This is a genomic window from Stenotrophomonas terrae (assembly GCF_001431465.1).
GTDB lineage: Bacteria > Pseudomonadota > Gammaproteobacteria > Xanthomonadales > Xanthomonadaceae > Stenotrophomonas > Stenotrophomonas terrae.
Genome location: NZ_LDJJ01000040.1, coordinates 51,961 through 72,263, shown reverse-complemented (window position 1 = coordinate 72,263; position 20,303 = coordinate 51,961). Strand labels below are relative to the sequence as shown.

General features: G+C 64.3%; 21 protein-coding genes and 1 other RNA gene. 5 read left to right on the top strand and 17 right to left on the bottom strand.

What is annotated here, in order from left to right:
* Positions 1-195 precede the first annotated feature (195 nt).
* Positions 196-1,059, bottom strand: coding sequence for an ion transporter (locus tag ABB27_RS12500; protein WP_057629127.1), 864 nt, complete (start codon positions 1,057-1,059; stop codon positions 196-198).
* A 70-nt stretch (positions 1,060-1,129) separates the two neighbouring features.
* Here ABB27_RS12500 and ABB27_RS12495 point away from each other — a divergent pair, with 70 nt between their 5' ends.
* Positions 1,130-2,359, top strand: coding sequence for an acetylornithine transaminase (locus tag ABB27_RS12495; protein ID WP_057629126.1), 1,230 nt, complete (start codon positions 1,130-1,132; stop codon positions 2,357-2,359).
* Positions 2,360-2,490: 131 nt separating this feature from the next.
* Here the strand turns inward: ABB27_RS12495 and ABB27_RS12490 are convergent, their stop codons facing one another.
* The 5 genes from ABB27_RS12490 to ABB27_RS12470 all read right to left on the bottom strand — a co-directional run bounded on the left by ABB27_RS12490 (position 2,491) and on the right by ABB27_RS12470 (position 8,120).
* Positions 2,491-4,341, bottom strand: a complete 1,851-nt coding sequence (locus tag ABB27_RS12490) for a serine hydrolase domain-containing protein (protein ID WP_057629100.1) — start codon at positions 4,339-4,341, stop codon at positions 2,491-2,493.
* Positions 4,338-5,630, bottom strand: coding sequence for a sensor histidine kinase (locus ABB27_RS12485; protein WP_057629099.1), 1,293 nt, complete (start codon positions 5,628-5,630; stop codon positions 4,338-4,340). Before ABB27_RS12485 ends, ABB27_RS12490 begins: the two co-directional genes overlap by 4 nt.
* Complete coding sequence (locus ABB27_RS12480; protein ID WP_057629097.1) at positions 5,627-6,325, bottom strand: response regulator transcription factor; 699 nt, start codon at positions 6,323-6,325, stop codon at positions 5,627-5,629. Before ABB27_RS12480 ends, ABB27_RS12485 begins: the two co-directional genes overlap by 4 nt.
* 3 nt (positions 6,326-6,328) lie before the next feature.
* Positions 6,329-7,447, bottom strand: a complete 1,119-nt coding sequence (locus tag ABB27_RS12475; RefSeq protein ID WP_057629095.1) for a type 1 glutamine amidotransferase domain-containing protein — start codon at positions 7,445-7,447, stop codon at positions 6,329-6,331.
* A 76-nt stretch (positions 7,448-7,523) separates the two neighbouring features.
* On the bottom strand, positions 7,524-8,120 hold the full coding sequence (locus tag ABB27_RS12470) for an HAD-IA family hydrolase (RefSeq protein ID WP_057629093.1): 597 nt from the start codon (positions 8,118-8,120) through the stop codon (positions 7,524-7,526).
* Between the two features lie 151 nt (positions 8,121-8,271).
* Between ABB27_RS12470 and azu the strand changes: the two genes are divergently transcribed.
* Entirely contained in the window at positions 8,272-8,709 is a 438-nt protein-coding gene (gene azu, locus ABB27_RS12465; RefSeq protein ID WP_425477541.1) for an azurin, read from the top strand.
* Positions 8,710-8,822: 113 nt separating this feature from the next.
* On the opposite strand, the gene hemL is transcribed toward azu, so the two are convergent.
* Positions 8,823-10,115 (bottom strand): glutamate-1-semialdehyde 2,1-aminomutase, encoded by a 1,293-nt coding sequence (gene hemL / locus ABB27_RS12460; RefSeq protein ID WP_057629091.1) that lies wholly within the window; start codon positions 10,113-10,115, stop codon positions 8,823-8,825.
* Between the two features lie 153 nt (positions 10,116-10,268).
* Positions 10,269-10,895 (bottom strand): thiamine phosphate synthase, encoded by a 627-nt coding sequence (thiE, locus tag ABB27_RS12455; protein ID WP_057629088.1) that lies wholly within the window; start codon positions 10,893-10,895, stop codon positions 10,269-10,271.
* Between the two features lie 69 nt (positions 10,896-10,964).
* Between thiE and ABB27_RS12450 the strand changes: the two genes are divergently transcribed.
* Positions 10,965-11,156 carry a rubredoxin gene (locus tag ABB27_RS12450; RefSeq protein ID WP_057629087.1) on the top strand — a complete coding sequence of 64 codons (192 nt, stop codon included), beginning with the start codon at positions 10,965-10,967 and terminating at the stop codon, positions 11,154-11,156.
* A 216-nt stretch (positions 11,157-11,372) separates the two neighbouring features.
* Here ABB27_RS12450 and ABB27_RS12445 read toward each other — a convergent pair whose 3' ends face one another.
* The 8 genes from ABB27_RS12445 to ABB27_RS12415 form a co-directional block, all read right to left on the bottom strand.
* Positions 11,373-12,221, bottom strand: coding sequence for a SirB1 family protein (locus ABB27_RS12445; RefSeq protein ID WP_057629085.1), 849 nt, complete (start codon positions 12,219-12,221; stop codon positions 11,373-11,375).
* Positions 12,222-12,286: 65 nt separating this feature from the next.
* On the bottom strand, positions 12,287-12,745 hold the full coding sequence (locus ABB27_RS12440) for a DUF192 domain-containing protein (RefSeq protein ID WP_057629083.1): 459 nt from the start codon (positions 12,743-12,745) through the stop codon (positions 12,287-12,289).
* A 303-nt stretch (positions 12,746-13,048) separates the two neighbouring features.
* Positions 13,049-13,696 carry a ribose-5-phosphate isomerase RpiA gene (gene rpiA, locus ABB27_RS12435; RefSeq protein WP_057629081.1) on the bottom strand — a complete coding sequence of 216 codons (648 nt, stop codon included), beginning with the start codon at positions 13,694-13,696 and terminating at the stop codon, positions 13,049-13,051.
* 116 nt (positions 13,697-13,812) lie between these two features.
* Positions 13,813-14,295 (bottom strand): EVE domain-containing protein, encoded by a 483-nt coding sequence (locus tag ABB27_RS12430; protein WP_057629079.1) that lies wholly within the window; start codon positions 14,293-14,295, stop codon positions 13,813-13,815.
* A complete protein-coding gene (locus tag ABB27_RS12425; RefSeq protein ID WP_057629077.1) occupies positions 14,292-14,882 on the bottom strand; it encodes a 5-formyltetrahydrofolate cyclo-ligase in 591 nt (196 codons plus the stop codon). The genes ABB27_RS12430 and ABB27_RS12425 overlap by 4 nt, the downstream gene beginning before the upstream one ends.
* A gap of 200 nt (positions 14,883-15,082) precedes the next feature.
* A non-coding RNA gene (gene ssrS / locus ABB27_RS19385) (6S RNA) lies at positions 15,083-15,267 on the bottom strand.
* A gap of 84 nt (positions 15,268-15,351) precedes the next feature.
* Complete coding sequence (locus tag ABB27_RS12420) at positions 15,352-15,651, bottom strand: cell division protein ZapA (protein WP_057629075.1); 300 nt, start codon at positions 15,649-15,651, stop codon at positions 15,352-15,354.
* Complete coding sequence (locus tag ABB27_RS12415) at positions 15,648-15,869, bottom strand: TIGR02449 family protein (protein WP_057629073.1); 222 nt, start codon at positions 15,867-15,869, stop codon at positions 15,648-15,650. The genes ABB27_RS12420 and ABB27_RS12415 overlap by 4 nt, the downstream gene beginning before the upstream one ends.
* Before the next feature lie 124 nt (positions 15,870-15,993).
* Here ABB27_RS12415 and ABB27_RS12410 point away from each other — a divergent pair, with 124 nt between their 5' ends.
* Positions 15,994-16,539 carry a YecA/YgfB family protein gene (locus ABB27_RS12410; RefSeq protein ID WP_057629072.1) on the top strand — a complete coding sequence of 182 codons (546 nt, stop codon included), beginning with the start codon at positions 15,994-15,996 and terminating at the stop codon, positions 16,537-16,539.
* Positions 16,540-16,547: 8 nt separating this feature from the next.
* On the top strand, positions 16,548-17,873 hold the full coding sequence (gene pepP / locus ABB27_RS12405) for a Xaa-Pro aminopeptidase (protein WP_057629122.1): 1,326 nt from the start codon (positions 16,548-16,550) through the stop codon (positions 17,871-17,873).
* Positions 17,874-18,930: 1,057 nt separating this feature from the next.
* Here the strand turns inward: pepP and pepQ are convergent.
* A complete protein-coding gene (gene pepQ / locus ABB27_RS12400) occupies positions 18,931-20,259 on the bottom strand; it encodes a Xaa-Pro dipeptidase (protein WP_057629070.1) in 1,329 nt (442 codons plus the stop codon).
* Between the last annotated feature and the right edge of the window lie 44 nt (positions 20,260-20,303).

The window sequence follows — 20,303 nt, the reverse complement described above, 5'->3', positions numbered from 1 at the left end:
AAGGGGGCGGTAGTGCCGAGCCATGCTCGGCAAGGGGCTTTACTGGTAATGCCTCTGCCGAGCATGGCTCGGCACTACGCTCCCTCCCTTGCGCCGTAGGCGTAGGGGAGGGTTGGGGAGGGGTTGGCTTTCAGGGCCTTTCCTGTATCACCAGCTTCGCGGCTTACGCCGCTCCTACAACCTGCGCGGAGCGGCTCAATGCTCGATATGCTCCGGCAATTCATGCCCGCAGCGGTTGCAGTACTTTGCCTTGAACTCATGGCCTTCATGGCCGCAGACCGTGCAGCCACGGTTGTCGTGGCGGCTTTCGCGCAGCATGTTGCCAGCCAGCTCGGCGGTGTAGATGCCGGTGGGCACGGCCAGGATGCTGTAGCCGATCAGGATCAGGGCCGAGGTGATGAAACGGCCCAGCGTGGTATGCGGGACGATGTCGCCAAAGCCGACAGTGGCCATCGTCACCACCGCCCAGTACATGCTGGTCGGGATGTTGCTGAAACCGTACTGCGGGCCTTCGATCACATACATCAAGGCGCCGGCGATGATGGCGATGGTCACCACCATCGACAGGAACAGCAGGATCTTGCGCCGGCTGCGCCATAGCGCCGCCATCAGCACGCCGCTCTCCTCGATATAGCGGGTCAGCTTGAGGATGCGGAATACCCGCAGCAGGCGCAGCACACGCACCACCAGCAGGCTCTGCGTGCCGGGGATGAAGAAGGAGATATAGGAGGGCAGGATCGCCAGCAGGTCGATGATGCCCCAGATGCTGAACGCATAACGCAGTGGCCGCCTCACCACCAGCAGGCGCAGCACGTACTCGGCCGTGAACAGCAGGGTGAAGCCCCATTCAACGATGTAGAAGCCGGTGGCCCAGGCCACGTGGATACGTTGCACGCTGTCGAACATCACCACCAGCACGCTGGCCAGGATGGCCCAGACCAGCAGCAGGTCGAAACGCCGCGAGGGCGGGGTATCGGTACGGTGGATGATGTCGAACCAGCGGCGGCGCCAACCGCTGTCGCTGGCCGGGTTCAGTTGGGGGGCAGAGAACAATCGCATGTACCCATTGTGCCGCAGGTCCATGGAATGGAGGACAATGGACAATTCACACCCATTGATCTGGAACGCCATGACCGCTGTCGTCGAGCCGCTGTTGTCCCTGTCCAATTACTACCTGCCGGTCTACCGCCCGCGCCAGCTGGTGCTGGAGCGCGGCCAGGGCGCGCGACTGTGGGATACGCAGGGCCGTGAGTTCATCGACCTGGCCGCCGGCATCGCCGTGTGCAGCCTGGGCCACAACAACCCGGACCTGAAGGCTGCGTTGTTCGAGCAGGCCAACAAGCTGTGGCATACCAGCAACATGTTCTACAGCGAGCCGCCGCTGCACCTGGCGCAGGAGCTGGTGGACGCCTCGCGTTTTGCCAAGCGCGTATTCCTGTGCAACTCCGGCGCCGAAGCCAATGAAGTGGCGATCAAGCTGGTGCGCAAGTGGGCCAGTGCGCAGGACCGTGGCCCGGACAAGCGTTTCATCGTTACCTTCCGTGGCAGCTTCCACGGCCGCACCCTGGCGACGGTGACCGCCACCGCCCAGCCCAAGTACCAGGAAGGCTACGAGCCGCTGCCCGGTGGTTTCCGCTATGTCGATTTCAACGACGTCGCCCAGCTTGAAGAAGCGATGGCTGGCGGCGATGTGGCCGCGGTGATGTTCGAGCCGGTGCAGGGCGAGGGCGGGGTGATGCCGGCCTCGGCCGAGTTCATGCGCCGCGCCCGCGAGCTGTGCGACCAGCACGATGCGCTGCTGGTGCTGGATGAAATCCAGGTTGGTATGGGCCGCACCGGCGAGCTGTTTGCGCATTGGCACTGGGGCGTGACCCCGGACATCGTCACTCTCGCCAAGGCACTGGGCGGCGGCTTCCCGATCGGCGCGATGCTGGCCGGCCCCAAGGTGGCCGACATCATGGGCGTTGGCGCGCACGGCAGCACCTTCGGTGGCAACCCGCTGGCGGCGGCGGTTGCCCGCGTGGCACTGCGCAAGCTGGCCTCCGATGAAATCAAGGCCAACGTCGTGCGCCAGTCGGCTGCGTTGAAAGCCGGGCTGGAAGCCATTGGCGAAGAGTTCGGCGTGTTCGAGCAGGTGCGTGGCATGGGCCTGATGCTGGGCGCGGTACTCAAGCCCGAGTACGTGGCTGACATCGGCGTGCTGCTGGATCTGGCCGCCGAGAAGCAGGTGCTGATCCTGCAGGCCGGCACCAGCGTGCTGCGTTTCGTGCCGGCGCTGAACATCACCGATGAAGAAGTGGCCGAAGGCCTGAAGCGCGTGCGCGAGGCGATTGCGGCGTACATCGCCTCACGCGGCTGAAACAAGCGATAGCACTGGCGAGCCCAGTGCTGCGGAAACTCGATGCCCCCGACCTGTCCCGCGTGTAGCGGTCACTCGGGGGCATCGTGTATCTGCGGTCTGAGTCAGTGCAAAGGTCGGGGCGCTGGCATTTACAGCAGCCACAGCCGCAATGGCAGCAACTGCCATGCAACCAGCAGCCCGACGCCGGGCAGGGTCGCCAACAGGCATGCTGTCAGCAGCCGCGTGCTGCGCCCGGCGCGTCGCCATCCATGCAGCCCCACTGCGGTTCCTGCCAGCAGTGCCAACGGCAACAGCAAGCTCACGCTGGCCAACGTGATGCTCGCCACAGTCCGGTCACCCAGCTCCAGCAGGGATTGCCGACAGAGCAAGGCTATTGGCAGCAGCAAGGCTGCACCGGCCAGTGCGGGCAGAAAAACCGGGCTCCGCCAGCGCAGCTTTCCGCGGATCGCCAACACAACCCCGGCCAGCATCGTGATGACAACGCCGATCATGGCGATGGACAGCAGCAGCCCCGGCATGATGATGCGCCAGGCAGGAACCCGCACATGGCTGCGCAGCCCGTCGCTCAGGACAGGTTGACCATCTTCACCCATCAACAGTACATGTGAGGGCAGGACCCGACTGTCCGCTCGGAACAGTTGATTGCCAAACGGCTGCAGCAGCTGTGCATCTCTGGACAACGAGCGTAGGCGGAGTTTGTCTCCAAGTGTGTCCACGCGAATGAATTCCGTCAGCCCCTGCAGCGGTGCGATCGCAGGCATTGCCTGCGGTGAGCGGACGTATAGGCCATCCCACTCTGGCAGCGAGGGGCTAGTGGGCGAAGCAACCTGCGGCGGCGCAAATGGCGCAAATGGCGCAACTGGCGGCAGTGCAAGTGCTTCGATAAGTCGTTGGTTGAGCCTTTCGTTGTCGCCGTCCTCGTTGTCGGTGTTGGTGGCAACGAAGAACGCCCTGCGCTGCTGCGGAAACACGCACAGCATCGCCCAGTAACCGACGGTGTTGCCTGGATGGCAACCACCAACCTGGCCGTGCCGGTCGCGTCCGACCAGCACCAGCCCATGACCGAGTGGCAGGCCCGCGCGTACGGCCTCGGTTCCAGCCGGGGTGGTCAATGCTTCCATCAGCTCCATTTCGATGAAGGGCTGCCCCGCAGTGCTGCCGTCGCCAAGCAGAAAGCTGGCGAACAGCGCCATGTCGCCGGCGGTGGTGGTCAGTTGCGCGGCGGGGCGCAGAAAAGTGGGCACGGCCGGTGCGGGGCGCGCCTGTTCAAAGTGGCCCATCGCAAGATGTGGGTCTGCCTGCGAGCCTGCCTGCGTGGTGTAGGTGAAGGTGCTATCCCGCATGCCCAGCGCGGCCAGCACTTCCCGGTCCATCCAGGCTTCGTAGCGTTCGCCGCTGACGGCCTCGATCACCTGTCCGAGCACGGTGTAGCCGAGGTTGGAATAACTGAAGCGGCTGCCAGGCTGGCTGAGGACGCGTAGTGGCGCGCGGTCCGTACCAGATGCGATCGCCAAAGGCACGTCAGCACTAGCCTTGAGACTGAAGAACTGGCCGAGTCTTAGGTTCTCCAGGCCAGCTGTATGCGCAAGCAGGTGGCGCACACGTACCGGATGCGTGGATTCCCAGCGGTTATCAAAGCCGATTGCCGGAACCACCTCTGCCACCGGTGCATCCAGGGAAAGGCGGCCCTGGCTGACCAGTCGTAGCACGCCAATGGCAAGGACTGCCTTGGTGACCGAGCCGACGTGCACGCGTGTGGAGGTCTGCATGGGCGAGCGGGTGGCAGCATCACGTACGCCTGCGGCACCGTTGGCTGCGAGGCCATCTGCAGTGACGGTAGTCCAGACCACACCTTGCAGGCCTTCCTCATCGAGGATGCGCTGCATATCGGCTTGCAGTTGGGTGCCGTCACCGGCTACGGCAAAAGCTGATGCCAGGGCTGGTATGCACAGCAGCAGAATCTGCAGAAGGGTCTTCATGACGTGGCTGGCGCTGGCATGAGCGGGAAGGCGACCGACGTCAGTCCGTCATGGTGACGGATATCCAGGGCAATGCCGTGCTGCTCACAAAGCCGCTGCACGATCGCCAGGCCCAGCCCGAAGCCACCGCTGTTTGCTCCCTTGCTGAAGGCATCCAGTGCCTGGTCGCTGATGCCATCGCCGGGGTTGGAGATGCGAAGCTGTTCGGCCTCAGCGGCAACGCGTATCGTGCCGGCCGCTGTATGGGCGAAAGCGTTGCCGATCAGGTTGGCGAGTAATACTTGCAACACTGCCAGTGGCAGCGTGCTGTTTGCGGCAAACGGGACGTCGATATCCAGCTCGATCTGCTTGTCGTCCAGCAGTGGCGCTTGCTCGACAACCACGCGTTCGATCACCGGCAACAATCTGTTCGCTTCGCCAGTGGCAGGCAACGCCTGTTCGCGGGCCAAGGCCAGCAGCATGCTGATGGTTTGTTCCAGCTGCAGCGCGGACTGGTGGATCTGTGACAGCCCCTGCCGTGCCGCGGGCGACAGCGACGGATCACGGGCGAGGCGCTCGGTGGTTCCACGGATAACGGCCAACGGTGTGCGCAGTTCATGGCTGGCATCGCGGGTGAACTCGCGTTCGCGGATGACGAAGGCGCGGATGCGGATGATCAAGGCCTCCAGCCCACGTGCCAGCACGCCGACTTCGTCGTCGGCAAAGCGCTGCGCATGCACGGCAGGCAGGTGATCGGGCCCGGTGTTGTCGACGAGCTGCGCAAGCCGCGATAAAGGTGCGGTGGTGCGACCTGCCAGCCATGCGCCGAGCAGCAGGGCCAGCGTAATCACCGCAACGCCAGACCAGGCCAGCAACTGAAACAAACCCGCGCGCTGTGGCCGAACCACCAGCAACTGGCTTACTTCGGCCAACAGCCAGGCCGGTTCGGCAGCGGCATCAGGCTGCAGGCGCTGCAGATGATAGTGACGGCCATCGCTGCCCGGGAACTCACGCCGCCGCGGTTCGCGCGCAAGCGTGCTGGCGATGCTGTCGGGCAGCTGTGTCGCGGACTCGATCACCTGCATCCATGATTCGCGCGGTGCCTTCCATGCACCGGTCTGCGCATGATGCTGCAACTGTTCGTTGGCTTCGCGTTCCAGCAGTCCGTTGAAGAACATGTCCTCAACTGCATAGGCGAACACTGCCACGTACAGCCCAAATAGTGTGGCGACCACCAACGTGAAGCCGGCGAAGGCCAGCATCAGCCGGTTGCGCAGACGCTTGCGTGGCGTCGCGGATGGATTCGTCACGCTATGCCCTCATCGGACTCAAGACGGAAGCCGACGCCATGCACGGTCTTCAGCATTGGCCTGGCAAAAGGTTTGTCCAGCAATTGCCGCAACAGATAGAGGTGCGTGCGCAATGGGTCCGAGTCGGGTGGCGTATCGCCCCAGAGGCGTTGCACCAGCTCGCTGCGGGTCAGCGTGCGCGGCCATGCTTCGGCCAGCGCCAGCAGGATGTCGAAACTGGTCTGGTGCAGCTCGATGCGTCGTCCCTGGCGCTGCACCTCGTGGCTGCGGCGATCTATCCGCAGGCTGCCTATGCACAACACATGCGGCTGGCCGGCGCGATGGCGTTGTGACAAGGCCAGGCAGCGGGCCACCAGTTCCTCGCCAGCGAACGGCTTGACCAGGTAGTCATCGGCGCCGCTGCGGAAGCCGAGCAGGCGGTCGTCCAGTGCGTCGCGTGCGGTCAGCATCAGGACCGGGACATGCCGGTCGGACTCGGCGCGCAGACGCTGGCAGACCTGCAGCCCGTCAAGGCCGGGCAGGCCCAGATCCAGCACCAGCACGTCGGGTGGTTCGATCAGCGCCATCTGCAGGCCGCTGCGGCCGTCTGCTGCGAAGCTGGCATGGAATCCGTGTGCGGACAGCAACGCCTGCAGGTTGTCGCGTAGCAGGCGGTTATCCTCGATCACCAGGATGCGCAGGGCGGGCAGGGGCATGGTTCAACCGTCGATCTGTCGCAGGAGGACTTGAGCCTGTTCCAGCTTCGGATTGCCTGCCAGTGCCTGGAGTACCAGGACGCGTGCCTGCGCCGGTCGCTTGAGCTTGAGGTGGGCCTGGGCAGCGGCAAGTTTCAGTTGTGCTTCCTGCATGTGTGGCAAGGCCAGTTCCATGACCTGCAAGGCCTGCTCCAAGGCGGCATCGTTGGGTGCTGCCTGTGCCTGGTAGTAGCCAAGGATGCCGATAAGCTCGACGTGATGGCGGGAGACATCGGCAGCCAGTGCAGCGTGCGCGCCTTGCACGTCGCCGCCGAGCAGGCGTTCCACCAAGGCCATGCTGGCTTCATCGCGCCACGGTGTGCGGGCGACCGGCGTGCGACCTGTCGCGCGCACGATGGCTTCTGCCACGGCGGTGGTGGAGTACGGGTTCTGGCCGGTGATCAAGCGGCCATCGACCACCAACTTCGGCATCATCAATGGCGCTTCCTGCCACTGCGCGCCACGCTGACGCAGTGCATCCTCTAGCAGCCATGGGAATTGCGGCGCCCACTTCTTGCCGAATATCGCCTCCTCCTCATTGCTGAAGCCGGTGAGTTGGCGACCCGCGACGAGCAGGCTGCCATCGGCCAGCCGTACCTCGGCCAAGGCGGCCGGACCGTGACAGACCGCGGCCACGATGCCGCCGTTGTCCCAGACCTTGCCCAGCAGCTGCTGCAATGCCTGGTCGCGGGGCAGGTCGAACATCGCGCCCTTGCCGCCGACCACATAAACAGCGGCATAGTCGGAGGCCTTCACCGCGGCAGTGGCCTTGGTGTCGGCCAATTGCCGCATCGCCTGTGCATCGGCCAGCAAGGCAGCGTTGAAGGGCTCGTCCGGGTTGTACTTGTCGGCCTCCACCGCGCCGCCCTGGGGGCTGGCGACCTCTACCTGCAGGCCGTTGGCCTTGAAGACCAGCCAGGCCTGCGACAGCTCATCAAACTCGTAGCCCGGGCGCTGCTTGCCGGCATCCTTGCCTTCGCCGCTGACCACGATCAGCACCTTGTCCGTTGCGGCCGATGCATGCTGTGACAATGCCGGCGCCAGCAGCAGGAGGGACAGTAATAGTCGTGAGGGCAGATTCATCGGCGGCTCCAGTGGCTTTGGGGGCCAGTGTCGCCAACGGATATCAAATGAATTTCAATTGCGGCGAGAAGCCGGGTCAGCGCAGCAGATGATGGCGCTTGAGCAGGCGCCGAAGCGACTGCGCATGAAACGCCGTATCGGCATGCAGCCCGGCTTCGCGCGCCCCCTGCACATTGCGGAACAGGTGGTCGACGAACAGGCTACGCTCAGGCGCACAGCCAAGCGCCGCGCAGGCGGCCAGGTACGCAGCAGGGTCGGGCTTGCGTACGCCCAACGTTGCGCTGCACAGCACGCGCCTACCCGGTAACAACTGTTCGATCACCGGTTGCGTCAGCAGGCCATTGTTGGTCAGTACCGCAGCCTGTACATCCGTATGCAGGCGTTCCAACACTGCTGTGCAATCGCTGCGCAGCTTGGTCGCAGCGAGCCGTGCTGCATGCCAGTGCGTCGCGTCCAACGTGCTGCCCAAACGTTGATTCAAGGCCTGCAGCAATTGCCCACCATCCAGTTCACCGCGGGCGTGCGCGAACTCAAGCCCGTCCGTGCGTAACGCAGCATCCACCTGCTCAGGCGTGCAGCCGGCAGCGTCAGCGAGCTGGCGCAGATGGATACGGTGATCGTAGTCGGCCAGCAGGCCATCGAAATCCAGCAGTAGGGCGGGGGGTCTTTGCATGGGGGCAAGGCAGATGTGGGCTTGCAGTATCGCTGGCGCTGCGCCTCGGTGCAGCCTGCGACATCGCGTCACAGGTGAAATCTGCCGGGCTTGCCTAGAATCAGGACACTGTAGTTGTCCTTGCCCGGAGTTGACCTTGAAGCGTTCCAGCCTGCTGTTGTTGGCCCTTGTTGGCCTGTTGCCTGCCGCACCGGCGCTGGCACGTACCTGCGCGGTCACCATTGAAAGCAACGATCGGATGCAGTTCTCGCTGCCGCAGATCCGGGTTGCCGCCGATTGCACCCAGGTGGACCTGACCTTGAAGCACACCGGCAGGATGCCGGCCACGGCGATGGGGCATAACTGGGTGCTGACGCGCACGCCGGATTTCCAGCAGGTTGCCACGGCCGGCATGCGTTCGACCTTGGCTGACAGTTATCTGCCGAAAAATGATGCGCGGGTGATCGCGTTCACGCCGGTGATCGGTGGTGGGCAGACCACCCAGGTGCGCTTTGCGACCAGCAAGTTGACGCGTGGTGGCGATTACACCTTCTTCTGCTCATTCCCGGGGCACTGGGGAATGATGAAGGGCAAGCTGGTTTTTGGTTGAGCTGATGCCTGGCTTGAGTTCTAGAAGCCTCGAAGCAGGAGCTGCCCTCACCCCAACCCCTCTCCCGTGAACGGGAGAGGGGCTCGGTTTCGATCTTTGTCGCTGTGGGCTGATCAACCCGCAGCAACCACCTTGAACGCCTCACGCGCTGCAACCAGCGTGGCTTCGATCACTGCATCGTCATGCGCGCTGGACAGGAAGCCGGCCTCGTAGGCGGACGGGGCCAGGAACACGCCGCGCTCCAGCATGGCGTGGAAGAACACGTTGAAGGCCTTGATGTCGCAGGCAGTAGCCTGGGCATAGGTCTCGACCTTCTCACTGCTGAAGAACAGGCCGAACATGCCGCCGACGCGATTGGTGGTCACGGTCACGCCAGCGTCGCGCGCAGCGGCTTCCAGGCCATCGCAGAGCGTGTTGGTTGCCGCCGTCAGGCGCTCGTGGAAGCCCGGTGCCTGCACCAGCTGCAGCATCGCCAGGCCCGCAGCCATCGCCACCGGGTTGCCGCTCAAGGTGCCGGCCTGGTAGATCGGACCGGCCGGGGCGATCTGCGACATCAGCTCGCGACGGCCGCCATAGGCGCCCACCGGCATGCCGCCGCCGATGATCTTGCCGAAGGTGCTCAGGTCCGGGGTGATGCCGTAATACGCCTGCGCGCCGCCCAGGGCGACACGGAAACCGGTCATCACTTCGTCGAAGATCAGCAGCGCGCCGTACTGCGTGCACAGCGCGCGCAGGTGCTGCAGATAGCCCTCGCGCGGCGGGATGCAGTTGGCGTTGCCGACCACCGGCTCGATGATCAGGCCGGCGATGTCGGCGCCCTGCTGCTCGAACAAGGCCGTGGCGGCTTCGAAATCGTTATAGGGCAGGGTCAGGGTGAGTTCGCTCAGCCCGGCCGGTACGCCCGGCGAAGTCGGCACACCGAGGGTCAGCATGCCGCTGCCGGCCTTGACCAGGAAAGAGTCGCCGTGGCCGTGGTAGCAGCCTTCAAACTTGACGATCTTGTTGCGGCCGGTGGCGCCGCGCGCCAGGCGGATCGCCGACAGCGTGGCCTCGGTACCGGAGTTGACCATGCGCACCATCTCGCAGGATGGCACCAGCTGGGTGATGGTCTCGGCCATGGTCACTTCAGCCGCGCACGGCGCGCCAAACGACAGGCCATTGCCGATCGCCTGCTGCACCGCCTCGCGCACCGTCGGGTGGTTGTGGCCAACGATCATCGGGCCCCAGGAGCCGACGTAGTCGATGTAGGCGTTGCCATCCACGTCATGCAGATAGGCACCGTCGGCGCGCTGCACGAAGAAGGGTTCACCGCCGACCGACTTGAACGCACGCACTGGCGAATTGACGCCACCGGGCAGCAACGTCTGTGCGCGCGTGAACAAGGCGTGGGATTGGGCGTGGTTCATTGTGAAACTCCTGGATAAGGCAGTAATTCAAAGTCCCTCTCCCTTCGGGAGAGGGGTTGGGGAGAGGGTAAGGCGCGCCTCGTATCGCCTGGCTTCGCCCGCACCCTCATCCGCCCCTTCGGGGCACCTTCTCCCGAAGGGAGAAGGAATACGTCATTGGTGCTGGAAACAGCGCCGATAAGCCTCCAACGCAGCCACCGGGTCCGCCTCGCTGAACACGCCGCTGATCACCGCGATCAGCTCTGCGCCAGCTTCCACCACAGGCCGACTATTGTCCGGGGTCAAACCGCCAATCGCCACCCGTGGCACGCCCAGTGCGGCGCTTTGTCGCAGCAGCTCCGGGTTGGCACGACGCGGCGTGATCTTGCTGCGGCTGGGGAAGAACGCCCCGAAGGCCACGTAGCTGGCGCCGGCAGCGACCGCGCGCTGGGCCAGGGCCAGTTGGTCATAACAGGAGGCGCCAATGATGGCCTGTGGGCCGAGCAGGGCGCGGGCTGCGGCGATGTCACCGTCGTCCTCGCCCAGGTGCACGCCGGCGGCGCCTACCTGCGCGGCCAGGGCGGCATCGTCGTTGATGATCAGCGGCACGCCAGCGGCGGCGCACAGCGCCTGCAGGGCAGTGGCCTGGGCCAGACGGGTGGGGGCATCGACCGCCTTGTTGCGGTATTGCAGGCAGGTGGTGCCGGCCAGCAGCGGGCGGACCCGTTCGAGCAGGCGCGCGCTGTCGGTTTCGTCGGGGGTAATCAGGTAGACGCCTCGGGCGTCGGCAAGCTGGGTCATGGATGGCTACCGGTACGGCGGCGGGAATGTGACAATCAACGCCGTTTCTTTGTCCGGTGATTATCCCCGATGTCCGACGCTACGGCCTCCACCCTGCGCAACTGGATGTGCGTCGTCTGCGGCTTCATCTACCGCGAGGCCGACGGCTTGCCGGAAGAAGGCATCGCCCCGGGCACGCGCTGGGAAGATGTGCCCGAGACCTGGACCTGCCCGGACTGTGGCGTGAGCAAGGATGACTTCGAGATGATCGAGCTGGATTGAGCCGCGCAACGCACGGGCTGTAGGAGCGGCGTCAGCCGCGAAGCCACTGCGGCATCCGGAGCCGGCTGAGAACATTCGCCTGCCGAAGAGGTGTCTTGGCACGCACTGCGCAACGCCGGTTCTGCGGAAGTGCTGCGTTGATCAATGGCTTCGGATGCGGCAGTGGCTTCGCGGCTTACGCCGCTCCCACAAGAGCTGGAGAGGGCACCGCGCGGCTCAATGCAGCCTTGGTCTGCCGCCGCTCAGTTCGATCAGGCGCTCGCGGATAGTGATGGCATCGGCCGCGTCAGGTTCCATCTTCAGGTAGCGGGCAAGGTCGGTGCGGGCGCCGGCCAGGTGTTCCAACTGCAGATAGGCCAGGCCGCGGTCGCGGACGGCATCGGCCTGCTCCGGCGCCAGCTTGAGGATGCGGTCGGCACTGCGTGCGGCGCGGTCCCATTCACCACGCTCGGCGTACACGCCATGCAGGTTGCGCAGCATTCGCATCAGGATTGCGCGGTGCGGTGCCGGGTCCAGGATCTGCGCGAGCACGCTGTCGTCCGGGGTCTCGCCGCCCAGGTTGCTGCGCGCGCGTTCACGCAGTTCGTCCACGCCGAGCGGCCGGCCGCCGTTGAACGGGTCCATGATCAGCACGCCGTCTTCCACCGGCAGCCGCACCAGGAAATGGCCGGGGAAGGAAATACCTTCCAGCGGCAGGCCCAGCCGGCGCGAAACTTCGATCTGCACCAGCGCCAGCGAGATGGGATTGCCCAGGCGGCGCTCGAACACCTCGTTGAGATAGCTGTTGCGCGGGTCGTAATACTCGTCGTTGTCGCCGCTATAGCCCACCTCGTTGAACAAGTGGTTGTTGATGGCGGCAACCTTGAGTGGCCATTCACCGATGGCCTCCACTTCCACCCGCAGGTGGTCGGCATGGGCCTGCAGCACGCGGTCGTAGGCGGCCGGGTCCAGCTGCGGGTACTCGTCGCGGGCGATCAGCAGGGCAGTGGGCAACAGCGGCAGCGCCTCGTCGGGCAAGGCGGCCAGTTCTTCCCATTGCGGCAGGGTAATGCGCGTTTCAGACATGCCCCAAGACTGGCGGCAAAGCGGCGCCGGTTCAAGGGCGCCGCTGTTCAATCTGTGGGTCCGAGTCAGTTGCCAGTGGCAATGCCCGGGCCGAAGGTCAGCACGGCGCCGTCTTCCAGCTTGAGCTTGGCGGCCTGGCCGGCGTTGAGCTCCAGCACGTAGAGGGCCGGATTGAAGCTGGGATAGGGCGGGCACATGTCGCCGGCCGAGCACGGCGGCACATCGCGCTGCTGGCCGACCAGGCGGCGCTGGCTGTCGAAGTACAGGATATCCAACGGGATCTTGGTGTTCTTCATCCAGTAGGCCTGCGGTTCTTCGCGGTCGTGGACGAACAACATGCCGTGGTCGGCGTCCATCTGGTCGCGGAACATCAGGCCGCGGGCGCGGGTTTCATCGTTCTGGGCCAGTTCCACGTGGTAGCGGGTGCCGGCCAGTTCCACCCAGTGCTTGCCGTCGGCGCTGGCGCAGCCGGCGAGGGCCAGCAGGGAAAGGGTGAAGAGCGTACGCAGGAAAGATTTGGGCATGGGGTGGGACCTGGTTCCTGGAGAGGGCCTTGTGGCGGATCCGGCGGAAGTCAAAAGCTTCCCCTCATCCGCCCGTTGGGCACCTTCTCCCGTGAACGGGAGAAGGGAGAGCATCAAGCCAAGGCGGGAGCGACAGCCAGAGCCAAAGCCAGAGCCAAAGCCAGAGCATCAAGCCAAAGCCAAAGCATCAAGCCAAAGCATCAGGCCAAAGCATCAGGCCAAAGCATCAGGCCAAAGCATCAGGCCGGAGCATCAGGCCGGAGCATCAGGCCAAAGCCAAAGCCAAAGCTGTGCTGCCTTGGCTTACAGCACCTGCGGCGGTTCGCCGCCGATGATGACCACGTCGGCCGGGCGGCGCGCGAACAGGCCAACGGTGACCACGCCCGGGATCTGGTTGAGCTGCTGCTCAAGCTTGACCGGGTCGGTGATGGCCAGGTTGTGCACGTCCAAAATCAGATTTCCGTTGTCGGTCACCACGCCATCGCGCCACACCGGCTGGCCGCCGGTCAGTGCCAGGATTTCACGGGCCACCAGGCTGCGCGCCATCGGGATCACTTCCACCGGCAGCGGGAACTTGCCCAGCACCTTGACCTGCTTGCTCGGGTCGACAATGCAGACGAACTGCTTGCTGGCCTCGGCGATGATCTTCTCGCGGGTCAATGCAGCGCCGCCGCCCTTGATCAGGTTCTTGTTGCCATCGCATTCATCGGCGCCGTCCACATACAGCGACAGGCCGCCGGTGTGGTTCAGGTCCAACACCTCGATGCCGTGGCCCTTGAGCAGGGCGGTGCTCTGGTCGGAACTGGATACCGCGCCTTCAATCTGGTCCTTGATGCGGGCAAGGGCTTCGATGAAGTAGGCAACGGTGGAGCCGGTGCCGACACCGACGATCATTCCCTTCTGCACGTACTCGATGGCTTTTTCGGCGGCCAGGCGCTTGGCTTCAGACATGGTGGGCTCAATCAGGTTGGAAAACAGGTGTTTGTAGGAGTGGCGTAAGCCGCGAAGCCGGAGATCTGAAAGATTGTCAGCTTCGCGGCTTACGCCGCTCCCACAATACGAAATGCTTATTTAGGCTTCTTTTCCAGCGACAGCAGCAGCTTCCACTGTGCGGCAGTAACCGGGAACACCGACAGGCGGTTGCCCTTGGCGGTCAGCGGAAATCCTTCGCCCAGTTCCTCGGCGTGCAGCTTGATCTCGTCCAGCGCGATCACCTGCGCCAGCTTGCGCTCGAAACCCACGTCCACCAGCATCCAGCGCGGTTGCTCACGCGTGCTCTTGGGGTCGTAGTAGTCGGACTTGGGATCGAACTGGGTGTCGTCCGGGTAGGCCTCGCTGGCCACCGTGGCAATGCCGACGATGCCCGGTACCTTGGTATTGGAGTGGTAGAACAGGATGCCGTCGCCAACCTTCATGCCATCGCGCATGAAATTGCGCGCCTGGTAGTTGCGCACGCCGTTCCACGGTTCGGTGCCTACGCGCTGCAGGTCGTCGATGGAAAAGGCGTCCGGTTCGGACTTCATCAGCCAGTAGCGCTTGCGGGCGGTCATGCGTTCAACGGTTCCGGGTAGAGAGTGGCCTGCTCGGTACAGATGGCATCCACCGCCACATCCCAGTCTTCGACCGGCAATGACGGCACCTGCTGGGCGGAAAAACCTACCCCCACCAGCCACGGCGGCGCGGCCTGGCGCTGCCGAAATGCGAAGCTGCGATCATACCAGCCGCCCCCCATGCCCAGCCGCCGGCCGCCGTCATCAAAGCCGACCAGCGGGGCGATCACCAGGGCCATTTGTTCCGGCCGCAGCGCCTGCGCCGGGTCGATGTCGGGCTCGGGAATGCCATAACGGTTGCTGACCAGCGCCTGCCCCGGCCGCCACGGTGCGAAACGCAGCAGCTTGCCGTGCAGCACCGGCAGGCAATAGGTCTGCTGCGCGGGCAGTTGCATCTGCCAGCGGTGCAGGGCGATCTCGCCGTCCATTGCCCAGTAGCCGGCAACATGGCCGCTGATACCGGCGAAGGGCAGGGACAGCAGATGCGCCGCAAGTGTCTCGGCGGCGGCAATGCGCTCGGCGGCGGGGATATCGCGGCGGCGCTGGCGCAGTTGCTGGCGGAGGAGTTGGCGGGGATCGGCAGTCATGGGGAAAAGTCTGCGGGCAGGGAGCTTAAGCCCCTCTCCCATCGGGAGAGGGGTTGGGGAGAGGGTAAGTGCGAAGCACTGGCGTAGCCAAGCTTCATGACGGTTTGCCCCTTACCCTCATCCGCCCTTCGGGCACCTTCTCCCGGAGGGAGAAGGATAAAAAAAAGAACGGCGCCCGTTGGGCGCCGTTCTGGAATATTGCATTCTCCGCGGTGACGATGCGTGCGAAACGACCTTGAACCCGGGGTTCAAGTGGGAACGCTGGGGGGCCATCGGGCTTCCCGCTACAAGGCGGACTTGCACACCCGGCTCCGTCGCGCCCCCGTGGTCGTAATTAAGGGACAAGGCGAATGTTTGCACACGCCGTCGTTCACAGCAGAGAACGCGTCGCCAGTATAGCGAGGTTGCGCGGCTGCGTGCAGTGTTTTTCCCCAATTACGGATTCATCTGCCTGAGCTGCTCAGCTGGATCAACGCGCGTTGTCGATGGCCAGGTCCAGCCGCCGGTTCAGCTCGTTCATGGCGGTTTGGAAGCGTTGTTGCTGCGCCAATTGCTCATCGCGCAGCTGCTGCAGCTCGTGCGCCAGATTGAGCGCGGCCAGCACCGCGATGCGGTCCACTGCCGCCATCCGGTTGCTGCCGCGGATTTCGCGCATCTTGCCGTCGAGCACACGGGCGGCGGCGGTGAGGCTTTCGCGCTCGGCCGGCTCCACGCCAACGGTGTACTCGCGGTCCAGGATATGGACGCTGACCGGTTCGGTTTGGCTCATGTGTGCTGCTCCAGCGACTTGAGGCGGGTGATCATGGCTTCAACCCGGGAGCGGGCCTGTTCGTTTTTGGTCAGCAGCTGCGAGCGCTCGCTGATCAGCTGTTCCTGCTGTTGGCGCAGGCTGCGGTTTTCATCGCTCAGCCGCTGGTTGCGCTCGAGCAGCAGCTCGAGGCGGGAGACAAGGGCCTGTAGTTGGCCAGCGGGGTCGAAGGAGTCCATGGGCGGCACGATAGGCATGGCGATGAGGGCCGGTCAAGAAGGAGTTTGCGATGCGGTTGATACACTGTACGGCCGCCGTCATATCAGTGTGACGGTGATCCTCTCCGCTTTACAGACCAGTGACATGACCGATCTTCCTGCCGTCAACGACATCCTCCAGGCCAGCCAGTCGCTGGGCCTGGGTGCTTCCCCTGCCGAACTCCACGGCGGACTGTGCGGCTGGTTGGCCGCCGGTGGTGCCGATGTGCCCGCGTGGCCGGCCAAGGTATTGGCCGATGACGGCCTGCCAAGCCCCGAGCCGGGCTCTGCGCTGGACCTGCTGCGGCAGGCCACGGTTGCCCAGCTGGAAGACCGTGACTTCGCCTTCGAGCTGGTGTTGGTGGACGCTGCCGAGCCGCTGCAGGCGCGTACCGATGCGCTGTTCGAGTGGTGCCGGGCCTTCCTCGGTGGTTTCGGCCTGGCCTCGGGCAAGCGGCCGGCGCTGAGCGAGGAGGGCGAAGAGGCGCTGCAGGACCTGGCCCGTCTGGCGCAGGCATCCAGCGATGAGTTCGACAGCGCCGATGAAGACGAGGACGCCCTGTCGGAAATCGAGGAGTTCGTGCGGGTTGCGGCGCTGCTGTTGCACGGCGACTGCGTGATGGGCTCGCGCCATCGGCAAAGCCTGAACTGAGGTTGGCGATGAAGCGTCTGTCCGGGATCACCCCTGCCGAGTACGCCCGCCGCCGCCGCCAGTTGATGGAGGCGGCCGGCGATGACGCCATCCTGGTACTGCCTGCCGCACCCGAGCGGGTGCGCAGCAACGACACGTTCTACCCATACCGGCAGGATTCGGACTTCTGGTACCTGAGCGGTTTCCAGGAACCGGAGGCGGTGCTGGTGCTGATCCCGGGGCGCAAGCACGGCGAGGTCATCCTGTTTTGCCGTGAACGCGACCCCGACCGCGAAGCCTGGGATGGTCCGCGCGAAGGTCAGGATGGTGCGGTGTCGCGCTATGGCATGGACGATGCGTATCCGATCGATGATCTGGATGAAATCCTGCCAGGGCTGCTGGAAGGGCGGTCGCGGGTGTACTACCACTTCGGCCGCGATGCAGACTTTGACCTGAAGCTGATTGGCTGGGTGAACCGGGTACGTTCGCAGGTGCGCGACGGTGCGCAGCCGCCACACGAATTCCTTGAGCTGGGACATCTGCTGCATGAGCAGCGGCTGTACAAGAGTGCCGACGAGATCGCGCTGATGCAGGTGGCGGCCGATATCAGCGTGCGCGCGCACCGCGCGGCGATGCGTGCGGCGCGGCCGGGTATCCACGAGTATGAGTTGCAGGCCGCGCTGGAGTGCGAGTTCCGCGCGGCGGATGGTTGGCCTGCGTACAACAGCATTGTTGGCGCTGGCGCCAATGCCTGCGTGCTGCATTACCGCGACAACAACCATGGCAGCGCCGATGGTGATCTGGTGTTGATTGATGCCGGCGCTGAATATCGCGGCTATGCCAGTGACATCACCCGAACCTTCCCGGTCAATGGCCGCTTCAGTCCGGAGCAGCGCGCGTTGCATGATCTTGTGCTGGCGGCGCAGGCGGCCGCGCTGGAGCAGGCGCAGCCGGGCATTGCCTATGAAGAGGGGCATCTGGCGGCGGTCGAGGTCTTGACCGAGGGTCTGTTGCGACTCGGGCTGCTGCAGGGGGATTTGGAAGAGAACATCGTCGAGGGCCATTACCAGCGTTTCTACCGGCACAAGACCGGGCATTGGCTGGGCCTGGACGTGCACGATGTTGGTGATTACCGGGTGGCCGGTGAGTCGCGCCTGCTCGAGCCGGGGATGGTATTCACGATCGAGCCGGGGCTGTACATCTCGCCGGATGATCGGGATGTGGAGGCGCGTTGGCGCGGTATTGGTATCCGCATCGAGGACGATGTGTTGATCACCGAGGATGGTCACCGGGTGTTGACCGCTGCGTTGGAGCGCAATGCCGACGAGATTGAGGCATTCATGGCCAAGCGCTGAGGCGCGAGGTTTTGGTGTTAGTGCGCGCACTAGCCGTTGCTGTTGCTGTTGCTGTTGCTCTTGCTCGTGCACTTGCCCTCCCTTACGCAAAGCGTAGGGGAGGGTATGGGAGGGGTGCTTCGCTTTGGCTCCGGCAGTTGCAGTTGCATTCGCCTTTGCAGTTGCTCCAACGCTTTTGATCCACCGGGTCCCCTTCCGCAGCGACGCAGCCGACGGATAAGACCCCGAATGGGGCGACGTGCAGGACGCACGTCGTTTTTCGACGATACAGGGATGTATCGTCGAAAAATCCCGGCGGCGGAGTGGACCCGCGTCGCGAAGCGGCGTGGGCGCGGAGGCAGGGTGTGCTTTCTTTGGGCCACGTTTCTTTGCACAAGCAAAGAAAGGTGCGCTCGCGCCCCAAAGGGGGGCGAAAGCTCTTGCCTTGGCCTTGGCTTCAGCTTTCGCTCCGACTTGCAGCAAACAGCAAAAGCCAGAGCAAAAGCTTTCACCCCCCTTCGGGGAGCGAGTTACTTTTCTTTGCTTGTGCAAAGAAAAGATAACCAAAAGAAAGCACACCCTGCCTACGCGCCTTCCGCGCTGCGCTCTCCAGGTCCACTCCGCTGGCAGGATTTTTCGACGATACATCCCTGTATCGTCGAAAAACGACGTGCGTCCTGCACGTCGCCCCGTGCGGGGTCTTGTCTGCCAGCTCCGTCGCTGCGGAAGGGGACCCGGTAGATCAAAAGCGGTGGAGCAACTGCAACGGCAACTGCCGAAGCCAAAGCAAAGCACCCCTCCTATACCCTCCCCTACGCTTTGCGTAAGGGAGGGCAAGTGCAACCGCAACCGCAACTGCGTTGCTTGCTGGGCCGAATATCGGTCGGCGGAAGTGAAGGGCTGGCGTCATCCCGTAGCCCGGGTAAGCGTCAGCGCACCCGGGAAGCTCTGGACATCAAACGGGGCAGGGGGCGCAGCGCAGCCCAATGCCGTCCGGCTTTCACCGGACCACAATCAGATACATCCGATGTGCGTGCCAACAGCCCGGGCGACAGCTAACTGCCGCCCAGGCAAGCGATCATGCCTGTGCGGCAAATTCCGGGCGGGTCAGGTTGTCTGCGTCGCCGTCGGTGCACAGCACTTCGTCTTCGATGCGTACGCCGCCATACGGACGGAAGAAGTCCACCCGGTCCCAGTTCACACTGGCGGCGTTGCCGGCCTTCTTTACCTCGTCCAGCAGCATGTCGATGAAGTACAGGCCCGGCTCAATGGTGACCACCATGCCCGGTTCCAATACGCGGGTCATGCGCAGATACGGATGACCGGCGGGGCGCTCGATGCGGCCGCCGTCTTCGCCAGCGGCAAAGCCAGCCACATCGTGCACCTGTGCGCCGATCAGATGACCGATGCCGTGCGGGAAGAATGCAGCGCTCACACCCGTAGCCAACGCCGCCTCCGGGGAGACATTGATCACTCCGAAGTCCTTGAGGATGGTCATCAGCGACAGGTGGGCATCCACATGCAGCTGCTTGTAGTCAAAGCCTGCACGTACCGCTGCACACATCTTCAGCTGGGCCGCATCCACCGCATCGATGAAGGACTGGAATTCGTCATGGCCGGTTGCCGCATAGGTGCGGGTGATGTCACTGGCATAGCCGTAGGCCGAGGCGCCGGCATCGATCAGGAAGCTGCGTAGCGGCTGCGGCGCCTGCTTGCCGAGGTCGGTGTAGTGCAGCACCGCGGCATGCTCGTTCAAGCCGATGATGTTGCCGTAGGGCAGCTCGTTGGCGTCCTGGCCTACGGCGCTGCAATAGGCCATGTGGATCTCGAACTCGCTGGCGCCGGCGCGGAACGCGGCTGCGGCGGCGCGGTGGCCGCGGACGGCCAACACCTGCGCCTGCCGCATCAGGGCGATCTCGTACGCGGTCTTGTAGCCGCGATGCCATTCCAGATAGTTGATCACCGCCGGTGGATTATTGGGGGCGAAGCCGCCCAGCGCACTCTGCGCTTCACCGAGGATGGCGCAGCGGCTCGGGTCGGCCGGCAGCAGCGCCAGCGCTTCTTCCGGCTTGCGGATGATGTGGATGTTGAAGTGCTCCACCCACCAGCCGCTCGGCGCGTCCGGTACCACGTGCCAATAGTCGAAGGGCTGGTAGAACACCAGGGTCGGGCGGCTGCCCGGGGTGTGGATCAGCCAGCTATAGGGCAGCTTGGTCAGCGGCAGCCAGGTCTTGAACTGCGGGTTGACCGCGTAGGGGTAATCGCGGTCGTCGAATACCTGGTAGTGCTGGGTGCCGCTGGGAACCACCAGGTGATCGAAACCACCGCGCGCCAGTGCCGCGTCGGCACGGCGGATCATTTCGCCAAGGTGTTGGGCGTACAGGCTGGCTGGATCGTATTGGTTCATCGCGGTGGCTCGCTGGGGCATGCGGAGTTGCAGGCCCCAATTTT

Excerpts from the sequence above, each read along its gene's own strand:
- ABB27_RS12500 (WP_057629127.1), bottom strand. The coding sequence starts at position 1,059 with ATGCGATTGTTCTCTGCCCCCCAACTGAACCCGGCCAGCGACAGCGGT.
- ABB27_RS12495 (WP_057629126.1), top strand. The coding sequence starts at position 1,130 with ATGACCGCTGTCGTCGAGCCGCTGTTGTCCCTGTCCAATTACTACCTG.
- ABB27_RS12490 (WP_057629100.1), bottom strand. The coding sequence starts at position 4,341 with ATGAAGACCCTTCTGCAGATTCTGCTGCTGTGCATACCAGCCCTGGCA.
- ABB27_RS12480 (WP_057629097.1), bottom strand. The coding sequence starts at position 6,325 with ATGCCCCTGCCCGCCCTGCGCATCCTGGTGATCGAGGATAACCGCCTG.
- ABB27_RS12475 (WP_057629095.1), bottom strand. The coding sequence starts at position 7,447 with ATGAATCTGCCCTCACGACTATTACTGTCCCTCCTGCTGCTGGCGCCG.
- ABB27_RS12470 (WP_057629093.1), bottom strand. The coding sequence starts at position 8,120 with ATGCAAAGACCCCCCGCCCTACTGCTGGATTTCGATGGCCTGCTGGCC.
- hemL (WP_057629091.1), bottom strand. The coding sequence starts at position 10,115 with ATGAACCACGCCCAATCCCACGCCTTGTTCACGCGCGCACAGACGTTG.
- thiE (WP_057629088.1), bottom strand. The coding sequence starts at position 10,895 with ATGACCCAGCTTGCCGACGCCCGAGGCGTCTACCTGATTACCCCCGAC.
- ABB27_RS12450 (WP_057629087.1), top strand. The coding sequence starts at position 10,965 with ATGTCCGACGCTACGGCCTCCACCCTGCGCAACTGGATGTGCGTCGTC.
- ABB27_RS12445 (WP_057629085.1), bottom strand. The coding sequence starts at position 12,221 with ATGTCTGAAACGCGCATTACCCTGCCGCAATGGGAAGAACTGGCCGCC.
- ABB27_RS12440 (WP_057629083.1), bottom strand. The coding sequence starts at position 12,745 with ATGCCCAAATCTTTCCTGCGTACGCTCTTCACCCTTTCCCTGCTGGCC.
- rpiA (WP_057629081.1), bottom strand. The coding sequence starts at position 13,696 with ATGTCTGAAGCCAAGCGCCTGGCCGCCGAAAAAGCCATCGAGTACGTG.
- ABB27_RS12430 (WP_057629079.1), bottom strand. The coding sequence starts at position 14,295 with ATGACCGCCCGCAAGCGCTACTGGCTGATGAAGTCCGAACCGGACGCC.
- ABB27_RS12425 (WP_057629077.1), bottom strand. The coding sequence starts at position 14,882 with ATGACTGCCGATCCCCGCCAACTCCTCCGCCAGCAACTGCGCCAGCGC.
- ABB27_RS12420 (WP_057629075.1), bottom strand. The coding sequence starts at position 15,651 with ATGAGCCAAACCGAACCGGTCAGCGTCCATATCCTGGACCGCGAGTAC.
- ABB27_RS12415 (WP_057629073.1), bottom strand. The coding sequence starts at position 15,869 with ATGGACTCCTTCGACCCCGCTGGCCAACTACAGGCCCTTGTCTCCCGC.
- ABB27_RS12410 (WP_057629072.1), top strand. The coding sequence starts at position 15,994 with ATGACCGATCTTCCTGCCGTCAACGACATCCTCCAGGCCAGCCAGTCG.
- pepP (WP_057629122.1), top strand. The coding sequence starts at position 16,548 with ATGAAGCGTCTGTCCGGGATCACCCCTGCCGAGTACGCCCGCCGCCGC.
- pepQ (WP_057629070.1), bottom strand. The coding sequence starts at position 20,259 with ATGAACCAATACGATCCAGCCAGCCTGTACGCCCAACACCTTGGCGAA.